Below are 22,189 nucleotides of genomic sequence, written 5' to 3' on the forward strand. Positions count from 1 at the left end.
GAGGTCAGAGGGGCGGGCCCTGGCCCGGCTCCTCCTGGTGGAAGAAGCGCTGCTCGCGCCACGCCTCGGCCAGGTTGTGGTAGCCGCGCTCCTCCCAGAACCCGCGCCGGTCGGCGGTCATGTACTCCACCGCCCGCAGCCACTTCACGCTCTTCCAGCCGTACAGGTGCGGCACCACCAGCCGCAGCGGGTGGCCGTTCTCCGCGGGCAGCGGGGCGCCGTCCCGGTGGGTGGCCAGCAGCACGTCCTCGCGCAGGAAGTCGTCCAGGCGCAGGTTCGCGCTGTACCCGTACTCGCCCCACGCCATCACGTGCGTCACCTCGGGCGCGGGCGGCGCGGCCTCCACCAGGTCCAGGGCGCGCACCCCCGACCAGCGCACACCGGGGATGCTGAACCGCATCACGCAGTGGAAGTCGCTCACGCGGTCGGTGCGGGGCAGGCGGGAGAACTCCTGCCAGGTCCACCGGTACGACCCCAGGTCCTCGGTCGCCCCCATGACCCGGAAGTCCCACTTCTGCGGGCGGAAGGCGGGCACCGGACCGTAGTGCAGGGCCCGGTGTCCGGTGGTGCGCGCCGCCTGCCCGGGCGGCAGCCGCCGGTCGCCGTGGTCGTCCAGGTCCTCCGCTGACTCGGACACTCGGCCTCCTGTTCCTCTCGTCCGATCGCCATCCTGCCAGGCGGCGACGAGAGGTAGGTCACGCGCCCCCGTCGTGCGACGATGCCGCGACCGTGCGCTATAGTCACAGCCATGCAGCGGAACTTCTGGCGCTTTTATGGCTACCGGCCCTACACCCCGGTCGCCTGTAAAGCGCTGCGCTGACACAGACGACAGGAGCCCCGGGCCGGTAGCGGCCCGGGGCTCTTTGTGTTCCGGCACCGCGCACCGGGCCACGGCTCTCCCGCACCACATCCAACGACAGGCAGGGAAACCCACATGGTCATCGTGATGGCGCCGGGCGCCACCTCGGACGACATCGACTCGATCGTCGAACTGGTCGCCTCCTCCGGCGGCGAGGCCTACGTCACCCGCGGCGTCAGCCGCACCATCATCGGCCTCGTCGGCGACGTGGAGCGCTTCCAGGACCTGGGGCTGGCCGCCAAGCCCGGCGTCGCCGACGTCCTGCGCATCTCCGCCCCCTACAAGCTGGTCAGCCGGGAGAACCACGACAGCCGCAGCGTCGTCAGCGTCCGCGGGGTGCCGATCGGCGGCGACAACGTCACCGTCATCGCGGGCCCGTGCGCGGTGGAGACCCCCGAGCAGACCCTGGCCGCGGCCCGGATGGCGCTGGAGGCCGGCGCGTCCCTGCTGCGCGGCGGCGCCTACAAGCCCCGCACCTCGCCGTACGCCTTCCAGGGGCTGGGCGAGGCCGGCCTGAGGATCCTCGCCGACGTCCGCGAGGAGACCGGGATGCCGATCGTCACGGAGGTCGTGGACGCCGCCGACGTCGAGCTGGTCGCCTCCTACGCCGACATGCTCCAGATCGGCACCCGCAACATGCAGAACTTCGCCCTGCTCCAGGCGGCGGGCGCCGCGGGCAAGCCGGTGCTGCTCAAGCGCGGCATGAGCGCCACCATCGAGGAGTGGCTGATGGCCGCCGAGTACATCGCCCAGCAGGGCAACCTCGACATCGTCCTGTGCGAGCGCGGCATCCGCACCTTCGAGAAGGCCACCCGCAACACCCTGGACATCAGCGCGGTCCCGGTCGCGCAGAACCTGTCCCACCTGCCGGTGATCGTCGACCCGTCCCACTCCGGCGGCAAGCGCTCGCTGGTGCTGCCGCTGTCGCGGGCCGCCGTCGCGGTCGGCGCCGACGGCGTCATCGTCGACGTCCACCCGCACCCGGAGACCGCCCTGTGCGACGGCCCGCAGGCCCTGGTCCAGGAGGACCTGGCCGAGCTGCGCGACCTCGCCGGGACCCTGGCGGCGCTCACCGGGCGCACGCTCACCCCGGCGCCCGGCCACGAGCTCGCCGGGCTCTGAGACCCCGCGGCCACGACGACGGGGCCGTCCGGGCCCGCCGGGAGCGTCAGACCCTGACCGCCGCGGCCTTGGCGGGCTCCAGCCGGGCCGGGGCGGCCTCGCCCAGGAAGCTGGGCTTGTGCACCTGGGCGGTGGTCACCAGGTACTCGGCCAGCTCCTCGGCGTCCAGGCGCTTCTCGATCTGGCGCAGGTCGGGGATCTTGGCCGCCGTCTCCACCTGGCGCGGGGTCAGCATGGTGCAGCAGTCCTCGTCGGGCAGCTCCGAGATGGACAGGGTCCCGATCCGGCGGGCCTGGTCCATGATCTCTGTCTTGTCCATGCCGATCAGCGGGCGCAGGATGGGCAGGTCCACCGCGTCGTCCAGCGCCGTGAGGTTGGTCATGGTCTGGCTGGAGACCTGTCCCAGCGCGTCGCCGGTGATCAGGCACTCGGCCTTCAGGTCGTCGGCGAGCACCTCGGCGGTCTTGAGCATGAGCCGCCGCTGGGCGACGATCTGGAGCCGCTCGATCCCGGAGCTCTTGAGCTGCTGCTGGGCCTTGCCGAAGGGGATCACGAACAGGCGCGAGCCCACCTGGTAGCGGTCCAGCTGGCGGACCAGGCTGTAGGCCTTGTAGATCGACTCCGGGCCGGTGAACGGCATCCCGGAGAAGTGCAGGAAGTCCACCTTGAGTCCGCGCCGGATCATCCGGTGCGCCGCCACCGGCGAGTCGATGCCGCCCGACATCAGGACCAGGCCGCGGCCGCTCATCCCGGCGGGCAGCCCGCCCTGCCCGGGGACGCCGTCGGTGAAGACGAACGCCTCGTCCTTGTCCACCTCGACGTACAGGGTGTTGTCGGGGCGCTTGAGGTTCACGGGGTAGCCGTGCGCCTTGATGATCTCCGAGCCCAGGTACCCGGCCAGCTCGGAGGAGGTCATCTCGAAGCGCTTGTCGCGGCGGCGGGCGCGCACCGCGAAGGTGCCCTCGCGGCCCTCCATGGAGCGCACGGCCACGTCGGTGACCGCGGCCAGGTCCTTGGGCACCCGGCGCACCAGGTGCACCCAGACGACGCCCATGACGTTGGCCATGCGGTCGGCGATCTCGGCGACCTCGAGGTCGGAGGCGCCGGGCTTGCGCACGATGATCACGCCGGAGCCGCGCTGGGAGACGCGGATCTCGCCCAGGTCGCGCACGGACGAGCGGATGTTGTTGTGCAGGCGGCGCTCGAACAGCTTGCGGTTGGAGCCCTTGAGGACGATCTCGCCGAGCTTCATGAGCACGCAGAGTTCGCCCAGCCCGTCCCCGGCTCCTCCGACGGGGACCGGCGCGGACTCAAGCGACGCGGACATGGGTGCTACCTCCGGATAGACATGCGTGGGTGCCCGGTTGCCGTGATCGGACCGGCGGTGGCGGGAAACCGGGATCGCCCATCGCCGTACTTCTACCAGTATCGAACATCTCCGCCACCGCTCCATCCAAATTTCGGTCCGGACGGAAGACGACGCACCCGGTTGACCACCGTGCGTATCCGCCGGGGGAAACCTAGGATCGCGGCATGGCCTTGTTCGTCCACCTCACCCCCGCCGCGAACACCGTGCGCCTGCGCCGCTCGGGGGTCCGTGCGGCAGGCCGCGGCCGCGGCCGGGGACGCGGCGTGTACTGCTTCCCGGTACTGCCCTGCTACACGCTCACCCACCAGTGGCTGCGGGAACTCGCACGTGACGACGACCACCGGCGGTTCGTCGCGGTGCACATCCGGCTGGACGACGACCAGCCGGTGACCGTCGGGCACTACGCGAACCGGCCGCTGCGGGTCACCGCGGGGGAGGCGGTGCGGATCGTGCGGGCCCTGCCGGACCCGCGGGGCTGGGAGGTCTTCGTCCCCCGCACCGTCACGGTGCGTGAGATCCACCGGGTGCGCGGAGTGGCCCCGGACGCGGGCCGGCACCCGGAGGGCGCCTTCGACTGCCCCTGCGCCGTCCGGCTCGGCGAGCCCGTGCTCTCCTGAGGCGCCCCGAACGCGGCCGCCCCCTCCCGGGAGCCGTGGGAGGGGGCGGTGCGCGGCGGGCCCCTCAGGGGCCCGCGGGGGAGCGTGTTCCGCCGCTCCCCGAGAACTCCGGCCCGGCGCCTGTTCTCTTGAACGCCCTCCTGCGCCGCCGGGGGTTCGCGAGGCGCCCGGAGGGGCGGAGGTCCCCGCTCTCAAGGGGCGCCGGGCACGAACCGAAGCGGAGCGGAGGTCCGAGAGAACACGGCCTAGCCGAAGAAGACCTCGGCCTCGGCGTAGCGCTCGACGGGGACCGTCTTGAGGGTGTCGGTCGCCTCGGCCAGGTCCACCCGGACGATGTCGGTGCCCTGGAGGCCGACCATCTTGCCGAACGCCTTGTCGTACACGGCCTCGATGGCGTTGACGCCCAGGCGGGTGGCGAGCACGCGGTCGAACGCGGTCGGGGTGCCGCCGCGCTGCACGTGGCCCAGGACCACCGAGCGGGCCTCCTTGCCGGTGCGCCGCTCGATCTCGTCGGCGAGGGTCTGGCCGATGCCGCCCAGGCGCACGTGGCCGAAGGAGTCCTTCTCGCCGGTGGCCAGCTCCATCTGGCCCTCCTTGGGGTGCGCGCCCTCGGCGACCACGATGATCGGCGCGTACTGGGTGCGGAAGCGGCTCTCGACGTGCGCGACGACCTCGTCGATGTCGAAGGGGCGCTCGGGGATGAGGATGACGTTGGCGCCCGCGGCCATGCCCGAGTGCAGGGCGATCCAGCCGGCGTGGCGGCCCATGACCTCCACGACCAGGGCGCGGTGGTGCGACTCGGCGGTGGTGTGCAGGCGGTCGATCGCCTCCATGGCGATGTTGACGGCCGTGTCGAACCCGAATGTGTAGTCCGTGGCGTTGAGGTCGTTGTCGATGGTCTTGGGCACGCCCACCACGTTGACGCCGCGGTCGTGGAGCTGGCGGGCCACGCCCAGGGTGTCCTCGCCGCCGATGGCGACCAGGGCGTCGACGCCCAGGCCGGCCATGTTGTCCTTGACGCGCTCGACGCCGCCCTCGATCTTCATGAGGTTGGTGCGGGAGGAGCCCAGGATGGTGCCGCCGCGCGGGAGGATGCCGCGCACCGCCTCGACGTCCAGGGGCATGGTGTCGCCCTCCAGGGGGCCGCGCCAGCCGTCCCGGAAACCGACGAACTCGTAGCCGTAGTCCTTGATGCCCTTGCGGACCACGGCCCGGATGACCGCGTTCAGACCAGGGCAGTCGCCGCCACCGGTCAGCACCCCGACGCGCATACGAATCTCCTCGACGTTGTGGGTTCCACGGCGCTTGGCGCCATATGGTCTAGACCATAGTGGTACGGGCGATCCCAGGCCAACCCGGGCCGGTGAACACCGTCCGAACTCCGCCGCGGTCCGCCCGGAACGGGCCTCCTGTACCGGTTCGCGCCGTCCGGAGGGGCCCGCCGAGCGGTCCTTTCGGGGCCCGTTCCCCGCCCCGCGCCGGGTCAGTCGTCGAGGCCGCGGTCGATGGCGTAGCGCACCAGCTCGACCCGGTTGTGCAGGTGCAGTTTGGTGAGGGTGTTCTGCACGTGGTTCTGCACCGTGCGGTGGGCGATCGACAGCCGCTCCGCGATCTGCTTGTAGGCCAGCCCCTTGGCGACCAGGCGCAGCACCTCGGTCTCGCGCGGGGTCAGCGCCGGGGCGCCGTCGTCGGCGTCGCGCTCGCGCGAGGACGAGAGCCTGCGGTACTCGCCCAGCACCAGCCCGGCCAGGCCCGCGGTGTAGACGGCCTCGCCCCGGTGCACCCGCCGCACCGCGTCCAGGAGCTCGTCGCGGCCCGCCGACTTGACCAGGTAGCCGGTGGCCCCGGCCTTCACGGCGGCCAGCACGTCGTCCCCGGCCCCGCTCGCCGACAGCACCAGCACCCGGGGCGGCTCGGCCAGGGCCGTCAGCCCCGCCGTCAGCTCGACCCCCGTCATGTCCGGCAGGTGCAGGTCGACGATGGCCAGGGTGGGCCGGGCCGCGGGGGCGATCCGCAGCGCCTTCGCGCCGTCGCCCGCCGTACCGACCACGGTCAGCCCGGCCTCGTCGAGGTCGCGCGCGACCGCGTCGCGCCACATGGGGTGGTCGTCCACGACCAGGACCCGGATGTCCTCACTGCTCTCCATGGCGGTGACCCTATCCCGCCCCGGTCCGCGGCGCCCCCGCGCGTCCGCACCCGGCCGGGGCCCGGGACACGGGAGGGGCGGCGCTCCGGCGCGCCGCCCCTCCCGCCTCACCCGTACCGGGTCAGTCGTCGTCCTCGCCCTCGAACGCGAAGGGGGTCGCGGTGATCGTGATCTCGGTGCCCTCGGGCGCCTTGCCGGTGTGCGACTGCTCCGCGACGATCCGGCCGCCCAGGATGCGCTCCACCTTCACCTTGAACCCGGCGTCCTCCAGCTCCTCCTTGGCGTCGCGGACGCTCATGCCCACGACGTCGGGGATCTCCACCCCCGGCGGGCCGGTGGAGACGGTCAGCTCGACCACGCTGCCCGCGCTCAGGGTGGCGCCGGTGTCGGGGTTCTGGCTGATCACCAGGCCCTCGTCGACGCTGTCGCTCTCGACCTCGACGATGTTCACCGTCAGGCCCAGGTCCGTCAGCGTCCGCTCGGCGTCCTCGACCTTCTGCCCGGCCACCGGCGGGACGTCGATGCCGCGGCTCACCTCGAAGGTGACGGTCGACTCCCGGTCGGCGACCTGCCCGGGCTCCGGGTCGGTGGAGATGACCTGGCCCGGCGGGACGTCCTCGGCGTCGACGACGTTCTGCTCCAGGTTCTCCGGGGCGAACCCCAGCTCCTCCATCTCCTTGAGCGCGTTGGAGATGTCCTCGCCCTTGAAGTCGGGCATCTCGACCTCGCGCGGCCCCTTGGACAGGCTGATGGTCACCTCGTCGCCGGGGGAGAGCCGCTCGCCGGCCTCGGGGTCCACCGCGCCGACGGTTCCCGCGGTCTCGTCGCTGTAGACGGCCTCGTCGGCCACCAGGCACTTCAGGCCCGCGTCGCGCACGGCGGCGCAGGCGGCCTCCTGCTCGGCGCCGACGACCTCGGGCACCTCCTCGAACCGCCCGACCAGGAACCACCACCCGGCGACGAACACGATCAGGGCCAGGGCCGCGGCGCCCGCGCCCAGCAGCACCCCGCGGCGCCGGCCCGGGGGACCGTCCCCGGGGTAGTCGTCCGCGTAGTCGTCGTCATCGTCGTAGGGGGCGCCCGGGCCCATCTCCACGATCATGGTGGCGTTCTCGGTCCCGGGCCCGGCCCCGCCCGCGATGAGCTGCGGGGCGGTGACGGCCGCCGTCGCGGCGGCCGCCGGGGCGACCGGGGGCAGCGGGCCGCCCGTCTCCGGGGTCTGCGGCAGCCGGTGCAGCACCTCCAGCACCTTGGCCAGGAACTGCCCGGCGTTGCCCGGCCGGTAGCGGGGGTCGCGCTCGGTGGCCTTGGTGACCAGGGCGTCCACCTCCGGCGGCAGGCCCGGCAGGAAGTGCGAGGGACGCGGGACGTCCTCGTTGACGTGCTGGTAGGCGATCGCGATGGGCGTCTCGCCGGTGTGCGGCTGGCTGCCGGTGAGCAGTTCGTAGAGCATGATCCCGGCCGCGTACACGTCGGTGCGCGCGTCGGCGGTGCCCCGCTCGATCTGCTCCGGCGCCAGGTAGGCGGCGGTGCCCATGAGCGTCCCGGTGCGGGTCAGGCCCTGGGTGGACTGCTCCACCGCGCGCGCCAGGCCGAAGTCGGCGACCTTGATCCGGCCGTCCTCGGTGATGAGCACGTTCTCGGGCTTGATGTCGCGGTGCACCATGCCGGCCTGGTGGGCGGCGCCCAGCGCGGCCAGCACCGGCGCCATCACCTGGAGCGCGTCGCGGGCGGACAGCCGCCCCCGCTCCTTGAGCAGGGCGCGCAGGGTGCGCCCCGGCACGTACTCCATCGCCAGGAACACGTGCCCCCGGTCCTCGCCCTGGTCGAAGACCTGGACGACGTTGGGGTGGGAGAGCTTGGCGACGGAGTGCGCCTCGTTGATGAAGCGCTGGACGAAGGTGGGGTCCTGGGCCAGCGAAGGGTGCATGACCTTCAACGCCAGCCGGCGGTCCAGCCTCAGGTCGTGGGCGACGTAGACGGTCGCCATCCCGCCTCCGGCGATCCTGGACTCTACGAAGTAGCGTTGGTCCAGAGTGGCGCCCACGAGCGGGTCGGAAGTCGTCATGTCCACGGCGGAGTAGTGTCCTTGCTGCGGGGAGCGCGGGCTGTCGCGGTCGGTGGCGCGTACCCGACACCGGGTGTCGAACCGACACGATAGCGGAAGCCCGTCCCGGGTCTGCCCCGCGGTTCACGGCCGCGCCGCCCCTGCTCCACGGGGGGTGGGACGCGCGGTCCTGGGTCGTCCTGGGGTGCGCCGGGCCCCGCTTCCGGGCGGTGCGCACCCCTCTTCACGGTAGGGGATGGGGGCAACGCCGCGGTGCCGCCGCACCGGCGGCCTTCCCGATGGCCACCGGTCAGTGCTCTGAACAGCGATGACGCCGTGTGCGGCCGGGTCGGTGCGGTGCGCTCCGGCCTGAGCCGGACCGCCGGTCGGTGACCGCGTCCCCCGTGTATCTTCGTCGCTCGCCGAGCGCATTCGGTTCCGGATCGCTCGCATGATCACGGAAGGGACCCGGTCCCCACGTGTTCGAGGTCTCTTCCGGCGGGCCCCGCCTCCGCCGGAGGCGGGGCCCGCGCGCCGGGGTTCCGCTCAGTCGGCGGCCGGGGAGGAGGCGCGGGCGTGCCGCCGCACGGGGATGCGCCCCGCCAGCCGGGCGGCGCGCCCGGCGCGGACCGCGTCGCGCATCGCCCGGGCCATGAGCACCGGGTCCTCGGCGCGGGTCACCGCGCTGGCCAGCAGCACCGCGTCGCAGCCCAGCTCCATGGCCAGGGCGGCGTCGCTGGCGGTGCCGATCCCGGCGTCCACGATCACGGGGACCCCGGCCTGCTCCACGATCAGCTCCAGGTTGTGCGGGTTGCGGATGCCCAGCCCCGAGCCGATCGGCGCGGCCAGCGGCATCACCGCCGCGCAGCCGACCTGCTCCAGCCGGCGGGCCAGCACCGGGTCGTCGTTGGTGTAGGGCAGCACGGTGAACCCCTCGTCCACCAGCCGCTCGGCGGCCTCCAGCAGCTCCACCGGGTCGGGCAGCAGCGTGTGCTCGTCCGCCACGACCTCCAGCTTCACCCAGTCGGTGTCCAGCGCCTCCCGGCCCAGCCGGGCGGTGCGCACCGCGTCGGCCGCGGTGAAGCACCCGGCGGTGTTGGGCAGCGGGCGGATCCCGTTGCGCTCCAGCACGTCCCAGACCGAGCCGCGGGCGCCCGGGGTGACCCGGCGCATGGCCACGGTGGTCAGCTCGGTGCCGGAGACGGTCAGGGCCTCCTCCAGGACCTCCAGCGAGGGCGCGCCGCCGGTGCCGGTGATGAGCCGGGACCCGAAGGAGACCCCGGCGATGACCAGGGGGTCGTCGATGTGCTCGGTCACGGTCAGCCCCCCTGGACGGCGGTGAGGACGTCGACGCGGTCGCCCGCGCCCAGCCGGGTCCCGGCCCAGGCGGCGCGGCGCACCACCTCGTCGTTGACGGCGACGGCGATGCCGCCGGGGATGGCGCCGCCGTCGGCGGCGGTCAGGTCGCGCACGATCTCCTCGACCGTGGTGGTGTCGGCGGCCTCGCGGCGGTCGCCGTTGACGATCAGCTCCACAACTCTCACTTCCACGTCGTCTCGCCTGCGCGGTCGGCGGCGAACCGCTCCGCGTACTCGGGCAGGGTCCCGGTGGCCAGGGCACGGGCCATGACCTCGCCGGTGACCGGGGTCAGCAGCACCCCGTGCCGGAAGTGCCCCCCGGCCAGGTGCAGGCCGGGGACCCGGGTGGGGCCCAGCAGGGGTTCGTTGTCCGGGGAGCCGGGGCGCAGGCCCACGCAGGTCTCGGTGACCTCCAGCTCGGTCACGCCGGGGACCAGCTCGCGGGCGTCCCGGAGCACCTGCCACAGCCCGCCCGCGGTCAGGGAGGTGTCGTAGCCCAGCTCCTCCTGGGTGGCGCCGATGACGATCTCGCCGTCGGCGCGCGGCACCAGGTAGACGGGGAAGCCCCGGACCAGGCCGCGCACCGTCCGCTCCACGAGGGGCGGCTCCCCGGCGGGCACCCGCGTGCGCAGCAGCTGCCCCTTGACCGGGCGCAGCGGCGGCACGACGGGCTCGGGCAGGTCGATCCGGTCGCTCCAGCACCCGGCGGCGACCACCACCTGGTCGGCGGGCAGCTCCCGGCCGTCGTCCAGGACCGCGCCCAGTCGGGCGCCCCCGGCGCCGGGCGAGCGCACGGCCGTGACACGCCCGCGGACCTCCGCGGCCCCGGCGCGCTCCCCGGCCACCGCCAGGGCGCGCAGCAGCAGGCGCGGGTCCACCGAGTGGTCCTGTGGGGCGAGCACGCCACCGCGCACCGCGGGGGCCAGCATCGGCTCCAGCCGCCGGCACTCCCGACCGCTCAGGCGCTCGGTCTCCACCCCCAGGCGCTTCTGGAGGTCGTGCAGGCGGTCCAGGACCGCCATGTCGTCGGCGTCGAAGCCGACCAGCAGTGTTCCGGTGGTGCGGTAGCCGACGCCGAGCCCGCTCGCGGCCTCCAGTTCGGCGACGAAGTCCGGGTACAGGGAGGCCGACCGGATGCCGAACTCCATGAGGGGCTCCTCGCCGAACACCGCCTCGGTGGCCGGCGTGAGCATGCCCGCCGCGACGGTGGACGCGGCCCGGGCGCCGGCCGGGTCGGTGACGGGGTCGGGTTCGACCAGGGTGACCCGGTGTCCGTCCTGTGCCGCCCGCCAGGCGGTCACGCGGCCGGCCAGGCCGCCGCCGACCACGACGACGCCGTGGCCGCCCTCCGGCCCCCCAGAGGTAGGACGAATCGTGTCGGGGCGCCGTTCGGTCTCAGGGGTGCGCACGGTGCTGCCTCCGCTCCCTTCGCCGGCATGATCCGGATCAGGTTCGTGCGGTCGGGGGCGGCAGCCCCCCTCTCAGCCGGGTCCACCCGGCTCCCGCGGGACGTCTGTGTTCGCCCCACATACTACGGCCCCCGGATCCGGGGGCCGGAGCCGGTGTCCGCGGCGTGCGTGGTGTCCGCGGGACCGGGCCTGTGGCAGATTGGTGGGGTGACATCTAGCGATACCAATCTCGACACCCTGGTCGGCGAGTGGCTGACCCTCAAGGAGGCGGCCGCGCCTCTGGGCGTGAGCCCGAACCGCATCAAGACGCTCATCCGCGAGAACCGGCTCATGGGCGTGGTCCGCGGCGGCGAACTCTCGATCCCGGCCGCCTTCGTCGACGGTGACGACCTCGTGAAGGGGCTGCCCGGTACCCTGGTCCTGCTCAGCGACGCGGGCTACTCCACGGAGGAGGCGCTGCGCTGGCTCTTCACACCGGACGACACGCTGCCCGGGACCCCGATCCAGGCGATGCGCGAGAACCGGGGCACCGAGGTGCGCCGCCGCGCCCAGAGCCTGGCCTTCTGACGCCCCTGCCGGGGTGGGCGCGCCCGCGTCGCCCGCCCCCTTGGGCCCGCCGGGGCCAGGGCCTAGGCTGGTGGGCGTGAGGACCAGCCACGGAACCAGCCTGCGCAAGCGCCTGGACGCATCCCTTCTGTACCTGTGCACCGACGCCCGCCGCGAGCGCGGCGATCTCGCCGAGTTCGCCGACGCCGCGCTGTCCGGGGGAGTGGACATCGTCCAGCTCCGGGACAAGGGCCTGGAGGCGCGCGAGGAGCTCGCGGCCCTGGAGGTGCTGCGGGAGGCGTGCGAACGCCACGGCGCCCTGCTCGCGGTCAACGACCGCGCCGACATCGCCCGCGCGGTGCGCGCCGACGTGCTCCACCTGGGGCAGCGCGACCTGCCGGTGCCCATGGCCCGCGACGTCATCGGGGCCGATCCGCTGATCGGGCGCTCCAACAACGACATCGACACCGCCCGGGCCTGTGCCGAGGAGCCGGGCAGCGACTACTTCTGCGTGGGCCCGGTCTGGGCCACGCCCACCAAGCCGGGCCGCCCGGCGGCCGGGACCGGACTGGTGGAGCGGGCGGCCGCCCTGGGCACCGACCGCCCCTGGTTCGCGATCGGCGGCATCGACCTCGACAACGTCGACCGGGTCCTGGACGCCGGCGCACGCCGGATCGTGGTGGTGCGCGCCGTCACCGAGGCCGAGGACCCGGCGGCCGCGGCCGCGGCCCTGCGCGACCGCGTCGCGGCCCGGCAGGGCTGAGAGCGGGCGGCCCCGATCCCACCGGACCGGGGCCGCCGCCGTACCCGGAGGAGTCAGCGCCGCCCGGCGGCCCGCCGGAACAGCCACCCGGTGAGCGCGGCCCCCGCCAGGCCCAGGCCCGCCAGCCACAGCAGTGCGGCGGCGGCGTGGTCGCCGGGCGCGGTGCCCGAGGTGAGCGCGCGCAGGGTCTCGGTCACCGGTGTGACGGGCTGGTGCGCGGCCACCCCGTGCAGGAACCCCGGCAGCCCCTCCAGCGGAACGAACGCCGTGGACAGGTAGGGCGGGAACAGGGCGACGAACGCGAACGTGGCGGCGGTGTCGGGGCCGCCGGAGGCCAGTCCCCAGGCGGCGGCCAGCACGGTCAGCACCGTGATGTACCCGGCCAGCAGCGCGGCGGCGCCCAGCCACTCCAGGGGACCGGCCTGCGGACGGAAGCCCAGGGCCACCGCCACCGCCAGGACGACCGCCGTGGACAGCAGGTTGCGCAGCACGCTCGCCGCCACGTGGCCGGTGATGACGGCCGAGGCCCGAACCGGCATGGTCCGCAGCCGCCGCACCACCCCCTTGGACAGGTCGGCGTGCACGGCCGTCGCGGTCATCGCCGCCCCGAAGCCGGCGCACAGCAGCATCACGCCCGGGGTGACGTACTCCACGTAGGGACCGCCCGCCATGTCCTGCACGGCGGTCCCGAAGACGGTGACGAACAGCAGCATGATCGCGACCGGGGCCACCACCGCGGTGACGGTCCCGTCGGGGTTGCGCAGGGAGTGGACCAGGCCGCGCCCGGTCATGACCCGTTCGGCGCGCAGGAGGCTCACGGTCGTCCGCCCCCGTCCCCGGTCAGGGCGAGGAACACGTCGTCCATGCCGGGCGTGCGCACCTCCACGCGGGCGACGGCGATCCCGGCCCGGTGCCGTTCGTCGAGCACGCGCCGCAGCCGGTCGGCGGTGCCGTCGCCGGGGACCCGTTCGGTGCCGCCGTCGGCCAGGGAGAGCTCGATCCACTCCCCGCCCACACGGCGCTTGAGCTCCGCGGCCGTCCCCTCCGCGACGATCCGGCCGCGGTCGAGCACGGCGATCCGGTCGGCCAGCACGTCGGCCTCCTCCAGGTACTGGGTGGTGAGCAGGACGGTGGTCCCGTCGGCGGCCAGGTCGCCGACCGTGCGCCACAGGGCCCGCCTGCTGCGGGTGTCCATGCCGGTGGTGGGCTCGTCCAGGAACACGACCGAGGGCGAGCCGGTCAGGCCCGCCGCCAGGTCCAGGCGCCGCCGCATGCCGCCGGAGTACTCGGCGACCCTCCGGTCGGCCGCGCCGACCAGGTCGAAGCGCTCCAGCAGTTCCGCCGCCCGGTCCCGGGCGGCGCGGCGCCCCGCGCCCAGCAGCCGGGCGACCATGACCAGGTTCTCCCGGCCGGTGAGCTCCTCGTCGACGGTCGCGTACTGGCCCGTGGCGCTGATCTCGCGGCGCACCCGCCGGGCCCTGCGCACCACGTCCAGGCCGAGCACCTCGGCGGTGCCCGCGTCGGGGCGGACCAGGGTGGTCAGCACGTCGATCAGGGTGGTCTTGCCCGCCCCGTTGGGCCCCAGCAGCGCGAAGACGCCTCCCGCGGGCACCTCTAGGTCGACGCCGACGAGGACCTCGTGTCCGCCATAGCTCTTGTGCAGGCCCCGGACGGCGATGGCGGGCGCCGCTCCGGGGGGATGTGCCTTGTCCATGCCGTACAGAGTAACCCTTACGCAGTACCATTGCGCAACCCCTACGCAGTAAAAGGCCGGGTGCGGCCGCGCCCGGCACGGGCCGTCACTACGCTGGGGGCATGCCAGAACAGGAGACCGACCCGGCCCTCGTGATCCCCAAAGCCCTGCTGTCCGCCTGGGGGGCGCACCCCGTCAGCCGCAAGGGCCCCCGGCCCAGCCTGACGGTCGGGCGGATCGTGGAGGTGGCCGTGGGACTCGGCGACCGGCACGGCCCCGGGGCCATCACCATGAGCCGCACCGCCGCCGAGCTGGGGGTGGGCACGATGTCCCTGTACCGCTACGTCGAGTCCCGCGCCGACCTGCTCCTGCTGGCGGTCGACGCCGCGCTGGGCTCCCCGCCCCCTCCGGCGGGCGCCACCTGGCGCGAGCGCACCGCCGAACTTGCCCGGGGGCTGCGCCGGGTCTACCGCGCCCACCCCTGGGCCGCCGAGGTCCCCGTCACCGCCGAGCCCCTGGCGCCCTCGTTCGTCCGGTGGACGGAGGAGGGGCTGGCCGCGCTGGAGGAGACCGGCCTGGACGTGTCCGACCGCGCGCAGATCCTCATCCTGCTGTGGACCTACGCCCGGGCGGAGGGGGAGCTGGCCGGCGACCAGGCCAGGGTCCGCGCGAGCGAGGAGATGGACGCCGCCACGGCCCACCGGGCCTTCGGCCACCGGTTGCGCACCCTCGTCCCCGAGGACGCCTTCCCGCGTGTGCGCGAACTGCTGGCCGCCGACCTGCTGTCCCCGGAGCGGGCCGCGCGGGCGGACGACCCGGCGCAGGACGAGGCGGAGTTCGACCTGGCCGTCGGGCTCATCCTCGACGGTGTGGCGGCCCGCGCCGCCCGCCGCGGGGACTGAGCCCGCAGCGGAGGGACGGGGACGAAGGGTCCGGGTTCAGGGGGTCAGCAGCACCTTGCCCAGGACCCGGCGCTCCTCCAGGGCCCGGTGGGCCTCGTCGGCCCTCTCCAGGGGCAGGGCCAGGCCGATGTGCGGGACCAGCTCCCCGGCCCGGGCCAGTTCCAGGGCCCGGGTCAGGTCGTCCGTGCCGCCCTCGACCTCGGACTTGATGTCGAACAGCCCGAAGACCCGGACCTTGTGCTCGCGGGCCCGGGCGGGCTCGATCTCCGCGAACCGGCCCCCGGCCGACCCGTAGTTGATGTACGTCCCGCCCTCGGCGACCGTGGTGAAGGCGGCCTCGCCCAGGGACGACCCGGCCCCGTCCAGGGCCGCGTCCACCCCGCCCCCGCTCAGCTCCAGCACCCGGTCGGCCCAGCCGGTCAGGGAGTAGTCGACCGCCTCGTGCGCGCCCAGTCGGCGCGCCAGGTCGAGCTTGGCCCCGCCCCGGGCGGCGGCGATCACCCGCGCCCCGGCCCGGCGGGCCAGCTGTACCGAGAGGCTGCCGGCGCCCCCGGCCGCCGCGGTCACCAGCACCGTCTGCCCGGCCCGGTACCCGGCGGTCCGGGCCAGCGCCAGCGCGGTGGGGCCGTCGTGCAGCAGGGCCAGCGCGTCGCGCGGGTCGACCCCCTCGGGGACCCGGACCAGGCCGTCGGCGGGGACCACGGCCCGTTCGGCGTACCCGCCGACGGGGAGCCTGCCGCCCTCTCTGTTCTCCTCCCCGGTGTCGGCCACCACGCGGACCCCGACCCAGGCGGGGTCCACGTCCGGCCCGACCCGGGTCACCGTCCCGGCGACCCCGGTCCCGGGGGTGTACGGGGGGACGACGGGGAAGTGGTCGCGTCCCCAGCCCGAGCGGACCAGGACCTCCAGGTACATCACGTTGGCGGCCCCGACCGCGATCTCCGCGGTGCCGGGCCCGACCTCGGGCTCGGGGACCTCCCGGGCCACCAGTACCTCGGGCCCGCCGAACCGTTCGACTCGTACCGCACGCATGGGACTTCCCTCCGGTGTCCGTCCGCCGCGCTCCGTGCGCGACACCGTCCACCCTCCAACCTCAACAAATATTGAGGTCAAGGCCCGCGCAGCGGGAGCGCGGGCACGGGAATACACCGGCGGGCCCCGGGGGAGGGGCCGGAGCGGCTCAGACGGACACGTGCGACAGGGCGCTCGGATGGCGGCGCAGGAAGCCCTCGATCGACCGGGCCGGGTGCCCGGTCAGCTCCGGCACCGCCGACGACACCGTGTCCAGCTCCCCGGCGGCGATCGCCTCGTAGGAGGACACCCACCCCTCCAGCTCCCAGTCGGGCGCGCCGGTGGCCTTGCGGGACAGCAGCGCCTCCTCCCGGGTCTCGGGCACGTACCGGATGGTCCGGCCGGTCAGCGTGCTCAACCGCTCCACGGTGGCCCCCAGCGACAGGGCCTCCGGGCCGGTCAGGTCGTAGGCCGCGTTCTCGGCGGCCGCCGCGACCGCCGGGTCGGTCAGCACCGCCGCGGCGGCGTCCGCGATGTCGTCGCGGGCCACCCAGGCCACCCGCCCGTCCCCGGCCGGGCCGCGCACCACACCGTCATCGTCCACCCAGTGCGGCAGCAGGTCCAGGTACAGCGAGGGTCTCAGGAAGGTGTACGCCACCCCCGTCGACCGGATGTGCGCCTCGGTGAAGAAGTGCGTCCGCGCGAACGTGAACGTCGAGGCGGGCCCGGCCCGCAGGAACGACAGGTAGACGATGCGCGAGACCCCCGCCGCGACCGCCGCGTCCACCGCGCTCAGGTGCACGTCGATCCGGTCCTGCGACTCCGTCGCCGAGACCAGGAACAGCGTGTCCACCCCCCGGCAGGCCCGCTCGAACCCGGCGGTGTCCTCATAGGCCGCCATCGCCGCGCTGCTGCCGGGGTACTCGGGTGCGCGGTTGATGTCGCGTACGATGAGCCGCTGCGCCCGCCCCAGCCGCGCGATGCGGGCGGCCACCCGCCCGCCCACCGCCCCGGTCGCCCCGGTCACCCCTATGGTGTGGTTTGTCATGTGATCGTCGCCCATGACACCCCATCCTGAACGACGAGGGCGCGCCGGGCACTCACCGGCGCGCCCGTTTTTGCGCGCCCGGATCAGGGAGTGGCGTGCTCTTGGTCCTCGGCCCCGGGCGGCCGCCCCTGGGCCTGCACGGCCTTCCCCGCGGCGCGCCGGTAGGAGAGCCTGCGCAGCAGCACCTCGGCCGGTCCCCGCCTGCCCGCCCGCTCCATCAGGTAGGCGGCCACCACCGTGGCCAGCCACACCCCGACGGCGTACAGGAACATCGTCCACGAGGTCAGGTACGCGCCCAGGCCCAGGCCCCAGGCGGCCAGCACCGGCGCGCACAGCACCGACTGGGCCAGGTAGGAGGACAGGGACCGCTTGCCGGTGGCCGTGATCGCGGTCGGCACGACGCCGTGGTCGCGCCCGCGGCGCCGGAGGGAGTGTGCGATCAGGGTGATGAGCGCGACGTAGCCCAGGCCGCCGAACAGGCCGGAGAACATGTGCGGCACCGCGAGCATAGAGCCCTGCGCCTCGTTCACCTCCCACAGGCCCACCTGCGCGAGCGCGTCGGGCAGAGCGCCCAGCCAGGCGATCGGGATGCCCAGCGCGGCGGTCCACCGCAGCAGGGCCAGGTGGCGCTCCGGCTCCTCCAGGACCCGGCGGCGCGCCGCCCAGAACGCCAGCAGGATCATGGTCGGCACCACCAGGCCCAGCAGGCCCTGCGCGACGCTGATCAGCGGCCACACGGTGAGGCGGCCCAGGGCGGCGGCGAGGATCGAGGCCTCCCCGGCGCTGTCGGCCATCCCGTCCATCCCGCCGGACGCGGCGGCCCCGCCCTCAGGGGCGAAGACGATGCCCACGACGCTGAACGCGGTCAGCAGGCCGAGCAGGCCGATGAACACGCCGGCCCACACCAGCAGGGTGGCGTCCTTGCGGCGCAGGAACAGCCAGGCCAGGACCAGCCCGGCCAGGCCGTAGGCGCCCAGCACGTCGCCGAACCACAGCAGCAGCGCGTGGAAGAAGCCGAACACCAGGAGCCACAGGTTGCGCCGCCGCAGCAGGGCGTTCACGTCGGCGGGGGAGGATCCGGCGGCCTCCTGGCGCATCGCCAGCTGCACCATGCCGTAGCCGAACAGGAAGGCGAACATCGGGTAGCTGCGGCCGTCCACCACCACGATGGTGAAGAACTGTGCGACCGCGTCGAGCGCGCCCTGGGGCTCGGGGTGCGCGTTCAGGCCGCCCATGGGGACCGCCCACAGGTACCAGACGGTGTTGGCCAAGGCGATGAACAGAAGCATGAAGCCGCGGGCCAGGTCGGGGGCGAGCGCTCGCTCGCCCGCTCCGACCGGACCTCTCGCGGCGGTGTGCCGAGACATTGGGGACGCCCCTCCGGTCGCGATATATCTCCTATCGATTCAACCGGAGGGGACAGTCGGGCACAATGTACTTTCGATGTGCGAACGGCCCTGAAATCCCCCTTAGGGGGAGATCCGTACCCGCGCTCAGTGCGTGCGCCGGGTGGCCGCCGCCACCAGCGCGCGCAGCGGCTCCCGCGCGGAGGCGTCCAGCTCCGGGCTCTCCAGCGCGGCCAGCGCCTCCCCGGCGTAGCGCTCGACGAGCTCCTCGCACGCGGCCAGCGCCCCGGACGACTCGATCAGCCCGCACATCCACTCCACGGACTCCACCGACAGCCCCGGCGCGCCCAGCAGGGCAGAGAACCGCGCGCCGTCGGCCTCCCCGGCGCGGGCCAGGGTCTCGGCGACCACCAGGGTCCGCTTGCCCTCGCGCAGGTCGTCCCCGGCCGGCTTGCCGGTGGTCGTGGGGTCGCCGAACACGCCCAGCACGTCGTCGCGCAGCTGGAAGGCCACCCCCAGCGGCAGGCCGTAGGCGGTGTACACGGCCTCCAGCTCCGGCAGCCGCCCGGCCAGCGCTGCGCCCAGGTGCAGCGGGCGCTCGATCGTGTACTTGGCGGACTTGTAGCGCATGACCCGCAGTGCCGCCTCGCGGGTGCCGGTGCCGCGCACCTGCTCCAGAGTGTCCAGGTACTGCCCGGCCATCACCTCGGTGCGCATCGCGTCGAAGGGGCGCCGGCCCAGCGCCAGGGTGTCCTGGCCGAACCCGCTGGCCTGGTACATCTCGTCGGACCAGGCCAGGCACAGGTCGCCGATCAGGATGGCGGCCCCCCGCCCGAAGCCCTCGCTGTCGCCGCTCCAGCCGTGGTCGGCGTGCAGTTTCGCCAGCCGCTTGTGGGTGGCGGGCAGGCCGCGCCGGGTGTCGCTGTTGTCGATGACGTCGTCGTGGACGAGCGCGCACGCCTGGAGGAACTCCAGGGCCGCCGCGGCCCGCACGATCCGCCCGTCCCCGGCCGCGCCCCCGGCGCCGCGCCAGCCCCAGTAGCAGAAGGTGGGCCGCAGGCGCTTGCCCCCGGCGAGCATGGCCTCCAGCGCGTCCATGGCCGGGCCCAGCTCCTCCCCGATCTCCAGCAGGGCGGCGCGGTGGTCGGCGCAGAACGCGGCGAGCTCCCGGTCCGCGTCGGCGCGGATCACGGAGGCGGGAGAGACGGATGGGGAAGTGGAAGCGGCCATGAACAGCACATTAGCGGCTCACCCCGGCGTTCCCGCCCCGGTCCCGCACATCCGCCCCCTTCCACAGGGCCACCAGGACGAACGACACCGTCACCAGCAGCGCCCAGGCGCCCAGTTTGGCCGGGTGGACCAGCGCCCACACCTGTGCCTGGTGGGGGTAGCGCCAGGCGTCGAACAGCGTCGCGATGTTCTCCGCCACCCACAGGAACACGCCGATCAGCAGGAACGACAGCGCCAGCGGCATGCGCAGCCGCTGCGGCCCCACGGTGAAGTGCACCCGGGTCCCCCAGGTCGCCGCGACCAGCAGCACCGCCAGCGGGACCCGCAGGTCCGGCAGCCAGTGGTGCGTCAGGAAGTTCGCGTAGACCGCCACGGCCACCGCCGTCACGGCCCAGGGCCGGTAGTTCTCCAGCCCCAGGTCCAGCAGCCGCCAGGCGCGCACGATGTAGGAGCCCACCGCCGCGTACATGAAGCCGCTGTACAGCGGCACCCCCCACACCACGGTCCACGCCTGCTCGGGGTAGGACCACGACCCCATGTGCACCTTGAACAGCTCGAACGCCAGCCCCACCACGTGGAAGCCCGCGATCGCGGCGATCTCCCGACCGCTCTCCAGCCGCAGCGCCCAGAACAGCGCGGTCAGTCCCACCGCGTAGACCAGCAGCGCGTCGTAGCGGGGCACGGGCAGCGGCACGACCGCCGACAGCGCGAACCCCGCGAACATGCACACCGCGAACGCGCAGGCGCGGGCCTGGAGCACACCGAAGCGGACGAGCTGGACCAGGGGGAGGGGGAGGGAGGAGAAGGTCACACGGGGTGGATGCCGCGCGGGCCCCGTCCGGTTCGCCCCGCCCGCGCGTGCGGCGTCCGGCCGGGTCCCGACCGGGCCCCGACCCGCGGGACTCGTCCTCTGTTCCCGGGAGGGCGCTTGCGTAAGGTGGTAGGCATGCTGGCAGCACCGACGCGCCCCGTGGCGCCCCGAACCCCCGCTCCCCGAGCGCGGCACCTCCGTGACCTGCTCCACACGGGCGAGCCGCTGTTCTCCTTCGAGTTCTTCCCGCCCCGGACGCCGGAGGCCCAGGAGAAGCTCTGGCTGGCCATCCGCCAGCTGGAGGCCCTGGGGCCCGACTTCGTCTCGGTCACCTACGGCGCGGGCGGCAGCACCCGCGGGATGACCGTGGAGACCACCGAGCGCATCTCCGCCGACACCACGCTGCTCCCGGTCGCCCACATGACCCTGGTCGACCACTCCGTCGCCGAGCTGCGCCACCTCATCGGCCGCCTGGCCGACGCCGGCGTGTCCAACATGCTCGCGGTGCGCGGCGACCCGCCCGGCGACCCCTCCGGCCCCTGGAACAGCCACCCCGAGGGCCTGACCTACTCCGAGGAGCTGGTCCGGCTCATCAAGGAGAGCGGCGACTTCTGCGTGGGCGTGGCCGCGTTCCCGTACAAGCACCCCCGCTCGGCCGACGTGGAGACCGACACCGACCACTTCGTGCGCAAGTGCGAGGCGGGCGCCGACTACGCCATCACGCAGATGTTCTTCGACCCCGAGGACTACCTGCGCCTGCGCGACCGGGTGGCGGCCCGCGGCTGCGACATCCCGATCATCCCCGAGGTCTTCCCGGTGGTGCGCACCTCGTTCATCCCGCGCTCGGAGAAGCTCTCGGGCGCGCCCTTCCCGGCCGACCTGGCCGAGAAGTTCGCCTCCTACGGCGACGACGCCGCGGCGGTGCGGGCGTTCGGGATCGAGTACGCCAAGAAGATGTGCGAGCGGCTGCTGGACGAGGGCGCGCCCGGCATCCACTTCATCACCTCGAACCAGTCCACCGCCACCAGGGAGATCTACCGGGAGGTGTCGGGGCGCCTGAGCCGGTGAGCGGCAGCGGCGCCGCCATGATCGAGAAGGGGCGGTCGGGGCTGCCGGGGAAGGAGAAGTCCTCCAGCACCTCGACGAACCCGCAGGAGCGGTACAGGTGGCGCGCCGCCGTGGGCCCGGTCCGGGTGGACAGCACCGCGGTGCGTTCGGGCCGTCCTTCGCACAGGGCGTGCAGGACGGCCCGGCCGATGCCGCGGTTCTGCGCCTCGGGGCGGACGTGCACCTCGGCGATCTCGAAGGGGTCGGACAGCCAGCGGCGCACCCCGGCCCGGCCGTCCGCGGCGCGCATCCCGGCGGCGACGGTGTCGTGCCACCACTGGCCGCGCACGCCGTGGAAGGCGTAGGCGAAGCCGACCGGGCGGTCCTCCAGCAGCGCGACGATCGAACGGAACCCCGGGTAACGGGCGTGGGCGTTCATGACGGAGGCCCGTCCCGGCAGCTGCTCGGGCGGGGGCTCCATGGCCGCCTCGTACACCTGGAGGAGGGCGGGAACGGCGTGCGCGAAGGCGGCGGGGGCCAGCTCGCGCAGCTCGACATCGGCTACCACGGCTTCACCCTAGTCTCCGGAGGGCCCCCGGCGCCGGTGTTCGGCGCGGCCGGTACCGGCACCGGGCGCGGCCGCCCGGGGTCCTTGACGGGCCGCCGGGGTTGGGGTTGACTACAGTCGTGTCGAACGAGAGTTCGATCAAGGCCGCCGGGGAGACCCGGTGGCGGCGGCGCGGCCGGATCGGGGAGGGAAGCCCCGTGTCCGGCCGCGCCGTTCGCCGTTGCCGGGGCGGGACCCCGGGAACGACGAGGACCGGCCCGCCCCCGGTGCCGGGGGCGGGCCGGTCCTGCGACGAGC

22 protein-coding genes and 1 riboswitch are annotated in these 22,189 nt (G+C 74.1%); of the genes, 6 read left to right on the plus strand and 16 right to left on the minus strand.

The window, feature by feature from the left end; translation table 11 throughout:
* Positions 1-4: 4 nt before the first annotated feature.
* Complete coding sequence (locus KGD84_RS09570) at positions 5-550, minus strand: molybdopterin-dependent oxidoreductase (protein WP_370634683.1); 546 nt, start codon at positions 548-550, stop codon at positions 5-7.
* Positions 551-934: 384 nt separating this feature from the next.
* Here KGD84_RS09570 and aroF point away from each other — a divergent pair, with 384 nt between their 5' ends.
* Positions 935-1,981, plus strand: coding sequence for a 3-deoxy-7-phosphoheptulonate synthase (gene aroF, locus KGD84_RS09575; RefSeq protein ID WP_220559914.1), 1,047 nt, complete (start codon positions 935-937; stop codon positions 1,979-1,981).
* Positions 1,982-2,027: 46 nt separating this feature from the next.
* Here the strand turns inward: aroF and thiI are convergent, their stop codons facing one another.
* Entirely contained in the window at positions 2,028-3,308 is a 1,281-nt protein-coding gene (gene thiI, locus KGD84_RS09580; protein WP_220559915.1) for a tRNA uracil 4-sulfurtransferase ThiI, read from the minus strand.
* Positions 3,309-3,514: 206 nt separating this feature from the next.
* Between thiI and KGD84_RS09585 the strand changes: the two genes are divergently transcribed.
* The gene (locus KGD84_RS09585) at positions 3,515-3,967 is read left to right on the plus strand and encodes a hypothetical protein (RefSeq protein ID WP_220559916.1); all 453 of its coding nucleotides are present in this window, start codon (positions 3,515-3,517) and stop codon (positions 3,965-3,967) included.
* A gap of 245 nt (positions 3,968-4,212) precedes the next feature.
* Here the strand turns inward: KGD84_RS09585 and KGD84_RS09590 are convergent, their stop codons facing one another.
* The 6 genes from KGD84_RS09590 to thiO all read right to left on the minus strand — a co-directional run bounded on the left by KGD84_RS09590 (position 4,213) and on the right by thiO (position 10,891).
* A complete protein-coding gene (locus KGD84_RS09590) occupies positions 4,213-5,238 on the minus strand; it encodes a 6-phosphofructokinase (RefSeq protein ID WP_220559917.1) in 1,026 nt (341 codons plus the stop codon).
* A gap of 212 nt (positions 5,239-5,450) precedes the next feature.
* Positions 5,451-6,113, minus strand: coding sequence for a response regulator (locus KGD84_RS09595; RefSeq protein ID WP_220559918.1), 663 nt, complete (start codon positions 6,111-6,113; stop codon positions 5,451-5,453).
* Between the two features lie 121 nt (positions 6,114-6,234).
* Entirely contained in the window at positions 6,235-8,187 is a 1,953-nt protein-coding gene (gene pknB / locus KGD84_RS09600; protein WP_220559920.1) for a Stk1 family PASTA domain-containing Ser/Thr kinase, read from the minus strand.
* Between the two features lie 519 nt (positions 8,188-8,706).
* Complete coding sequence (locus KGD84_RS09605) at positions 8,707-9,465, minus strand: thiazole synthase (RefSeq protein WP_220565644.1); 759 nt, start codon at positions 9,463-9,465, stop codon at positions 8,707-8,709.
* A gap of 14 nt (positions 9,466-9,479) precedes the next feature.
* Entirely contained in the window at positions 9,480-9,695 is a 216-nt protein-coding gene (thiS, locus tag KGD84_RS09610) for a sulfur carrier protein ThiS (protein ID WP_220565645.1), read from the minus strand.
* 5 nt (positions 9,696-9,700) lie between these two features.
* Positions 9,701-10,891: a glycine oxidase ThiO gene (thiO, locus tag KGD84_RS09615; RefSeq protein ID WP_220565646.1), complete on the minus strand. Its 1,191-nt coding sequence runs from the start codon at positions 10,889-10,891 to the stop codon at positions 9,701-9,703.
* Positions 10,892-10,924: 33 nt separating this feature from the next.
* Positions 10,925-11,034, minus strand: a riboswitch (TPP riboswitch).
* 100 nt (positions 11,035-11,134) lie between these two features.
* Between thiO and KGD84_RS09620 the strand changes: the two genes are divergently transcribed.
* A complete protein-coding gene (locus tag KGD84_RS09620) occupies positions 11,135-11,494 on the plus strand; it encodes an Rv2175c family DNA-binding protein (protein WP_220559921.1) in 360 nt (119 codons plus the stop codon).
* A 76-nt stretch (positions 11,495-11,570) separates the two neighbouring features.
* Entirely contained in the window at positions 11,571-12,236 is a 666-nt protein-coding gene (gene thiE, locus KGD84_RS09625; RefSeq protein ID WP_220559922.1) for a thiamine phosphate synthase, read from the plus strand.
* Positions 12,237-12,289: 53 nt separating this feature from the next.
* On the opposite strand, the gene KGD84_RS09630 is transcribed toward thiE, so the two are convergent.
* Entirely contained in the window at positions 12,290-13,054 is a 765-nt protein-coding gene (locus KGD84_RS09630; RefSeq protein ID WP_220559923.1) for an ABC transporter permease, read from the minus strand.
* Positions 13,051-13,950 carry an ATP-binding cassette domain-containing protein gene (locus KGD84_RS09635; protein WP_220559924.1) on the minus strand — a complete coding sequence of 300 codons (900 nt, stop codon included), beginning with the start codon at positions 13,948-13,950 and terminating at the stop codon, positions 13,051-13,053. Before KGD84_RS09635 ends, KGD84_RS09630 begins: the two co-directional genes overlap by 4 nt.
* 101 nt (positions 13,951-14,051) lie before the next feature.
* Here KGD84_RS09635 and KGD84_RS09640 point away from each other — a divergent pair, with 101 nt between their 5' ends.
* Positions 14,052-14,831, plus strand: a complete 780-nt coding sequence (locus KGD84_RS09640) for a TetR/AcrR family transcriptional regulator C-terminal domain-containing protein (protein ID WP_220559925.1) — start codon at positions 14,052-14,054, stop codon at positions 14,829-14,831.
* A gap of 36 nt (positions 14,832-14,867) precedes the next feature.
* Here the strand turns inward: KGD84_RS09640 and KGD84_RS09645 are convergent, their stop codons facing one another.
* The 5 genes from KGD84_RS09645 to KGD84_RS09665 form a co-directional block, all read right to left on the minus strand.
* Positions 14,868-15,863, minus strand: coding sequence for a zinc-binding dehydrogenase (locus tag KGD84_RS09645; RefSeq protein WP_220559926.1), 996 nt, complete (start codon positions 15,861-15,863; stop codon positions 14,868-14,870).
* Between the two features lie 148 nt (positions 15,864-16,011).
* Positions 16,012-16,905 (minus strand): NAD(P)H-binding protein, encoded by an 894-nt coding sequence (locus KGD84_RS09650; RefSeq protein ID WP_220559928.1) that lies wholly within the window; start codon positions 16,903-16,905, stop codon positions 16,012-16,014.
* 68 nt (positions 16,906-16,973) lie between these two features.
* Positions 16,974-18,257 (minus strand): DUF418 domain-containing protein, encoded by a 1,284-nt coding sequence (locus KGD84_RS09655; RefSeq protein WP_220559929.1) that lies wholly within the window; start codon positions 18,255-18,257, stop codon positions 16,974-16,976.
* Positions 18,258-18,383: 126 nt separating this feature from the next.
* Positions 18,384-19,466 carry a polyprenyl synthetase family protein gene (locus KGD84_RS09660; protein WP_220559930.1) on the minus strand — a complete coding sequence of 361 codons (1,083 nt, stop codon included), beginning with the start codon at positions 19,464-19,466 and terminating at the stop codon, positions 18,384-18,386.
* Between the two features lie 10 nt (positions 19,467-19,476).
* On the minus strand, positions 19,477-20,277 hold the full coding sequence (locus KGD84_RS09665) for a DUF817 domain-containing protein (RefSeq protein ID WP_255646426.1): 801 nt from the start codon (positions 20,275-20,277) through the stop codon (positions 19,477-19,479).
* A 135-nt stretch (positions 20,278-20,412) separates the two neighbouring features.
* Between KGD84_RS09665 and metF the strand changes: the two genes are divergently transcribed.
* Positions 20,413-21,345, plus strand: a complete 933-nt coding sequence (metF, locus tag KGD84_RS09670) for a methylenetetrahydrofolate reductase [NAD(P)H] (protein WP_220559931.1) — start codon at positions 20,413-20,415, stop codon at positions 21,343-21,345.
* Here metF and KGD84_RS09675 read toward each other — a convergent pair.
* Complete coding sequence (locus KGD84_RS09675) at positions 21,278-21,892, minus strand: GNAT family N-acetyltransferase (protein ID WP_220559932.1); 615 nt, start codon at positions 21,890-21,892, stop codon at positions 21,278-21,280. The two genes, metF and KGD84_RS09675, sit on opposite strands and share 68 nt — an antisense overlap.
* Positions 21,893-22,189 lie beyond the last annotated feature (297 nt).

Origin of the sequence: Nocardiopsis changdeensis (genome assembly GCF_018316655.1) — a bacterium.
GTDB lineage: Bacteria > Actinomycetota > Actinomycetes > Streptosporangiales > Streptosporangiaceae > Nocardiopsis > Nocardiopsis changdeensis.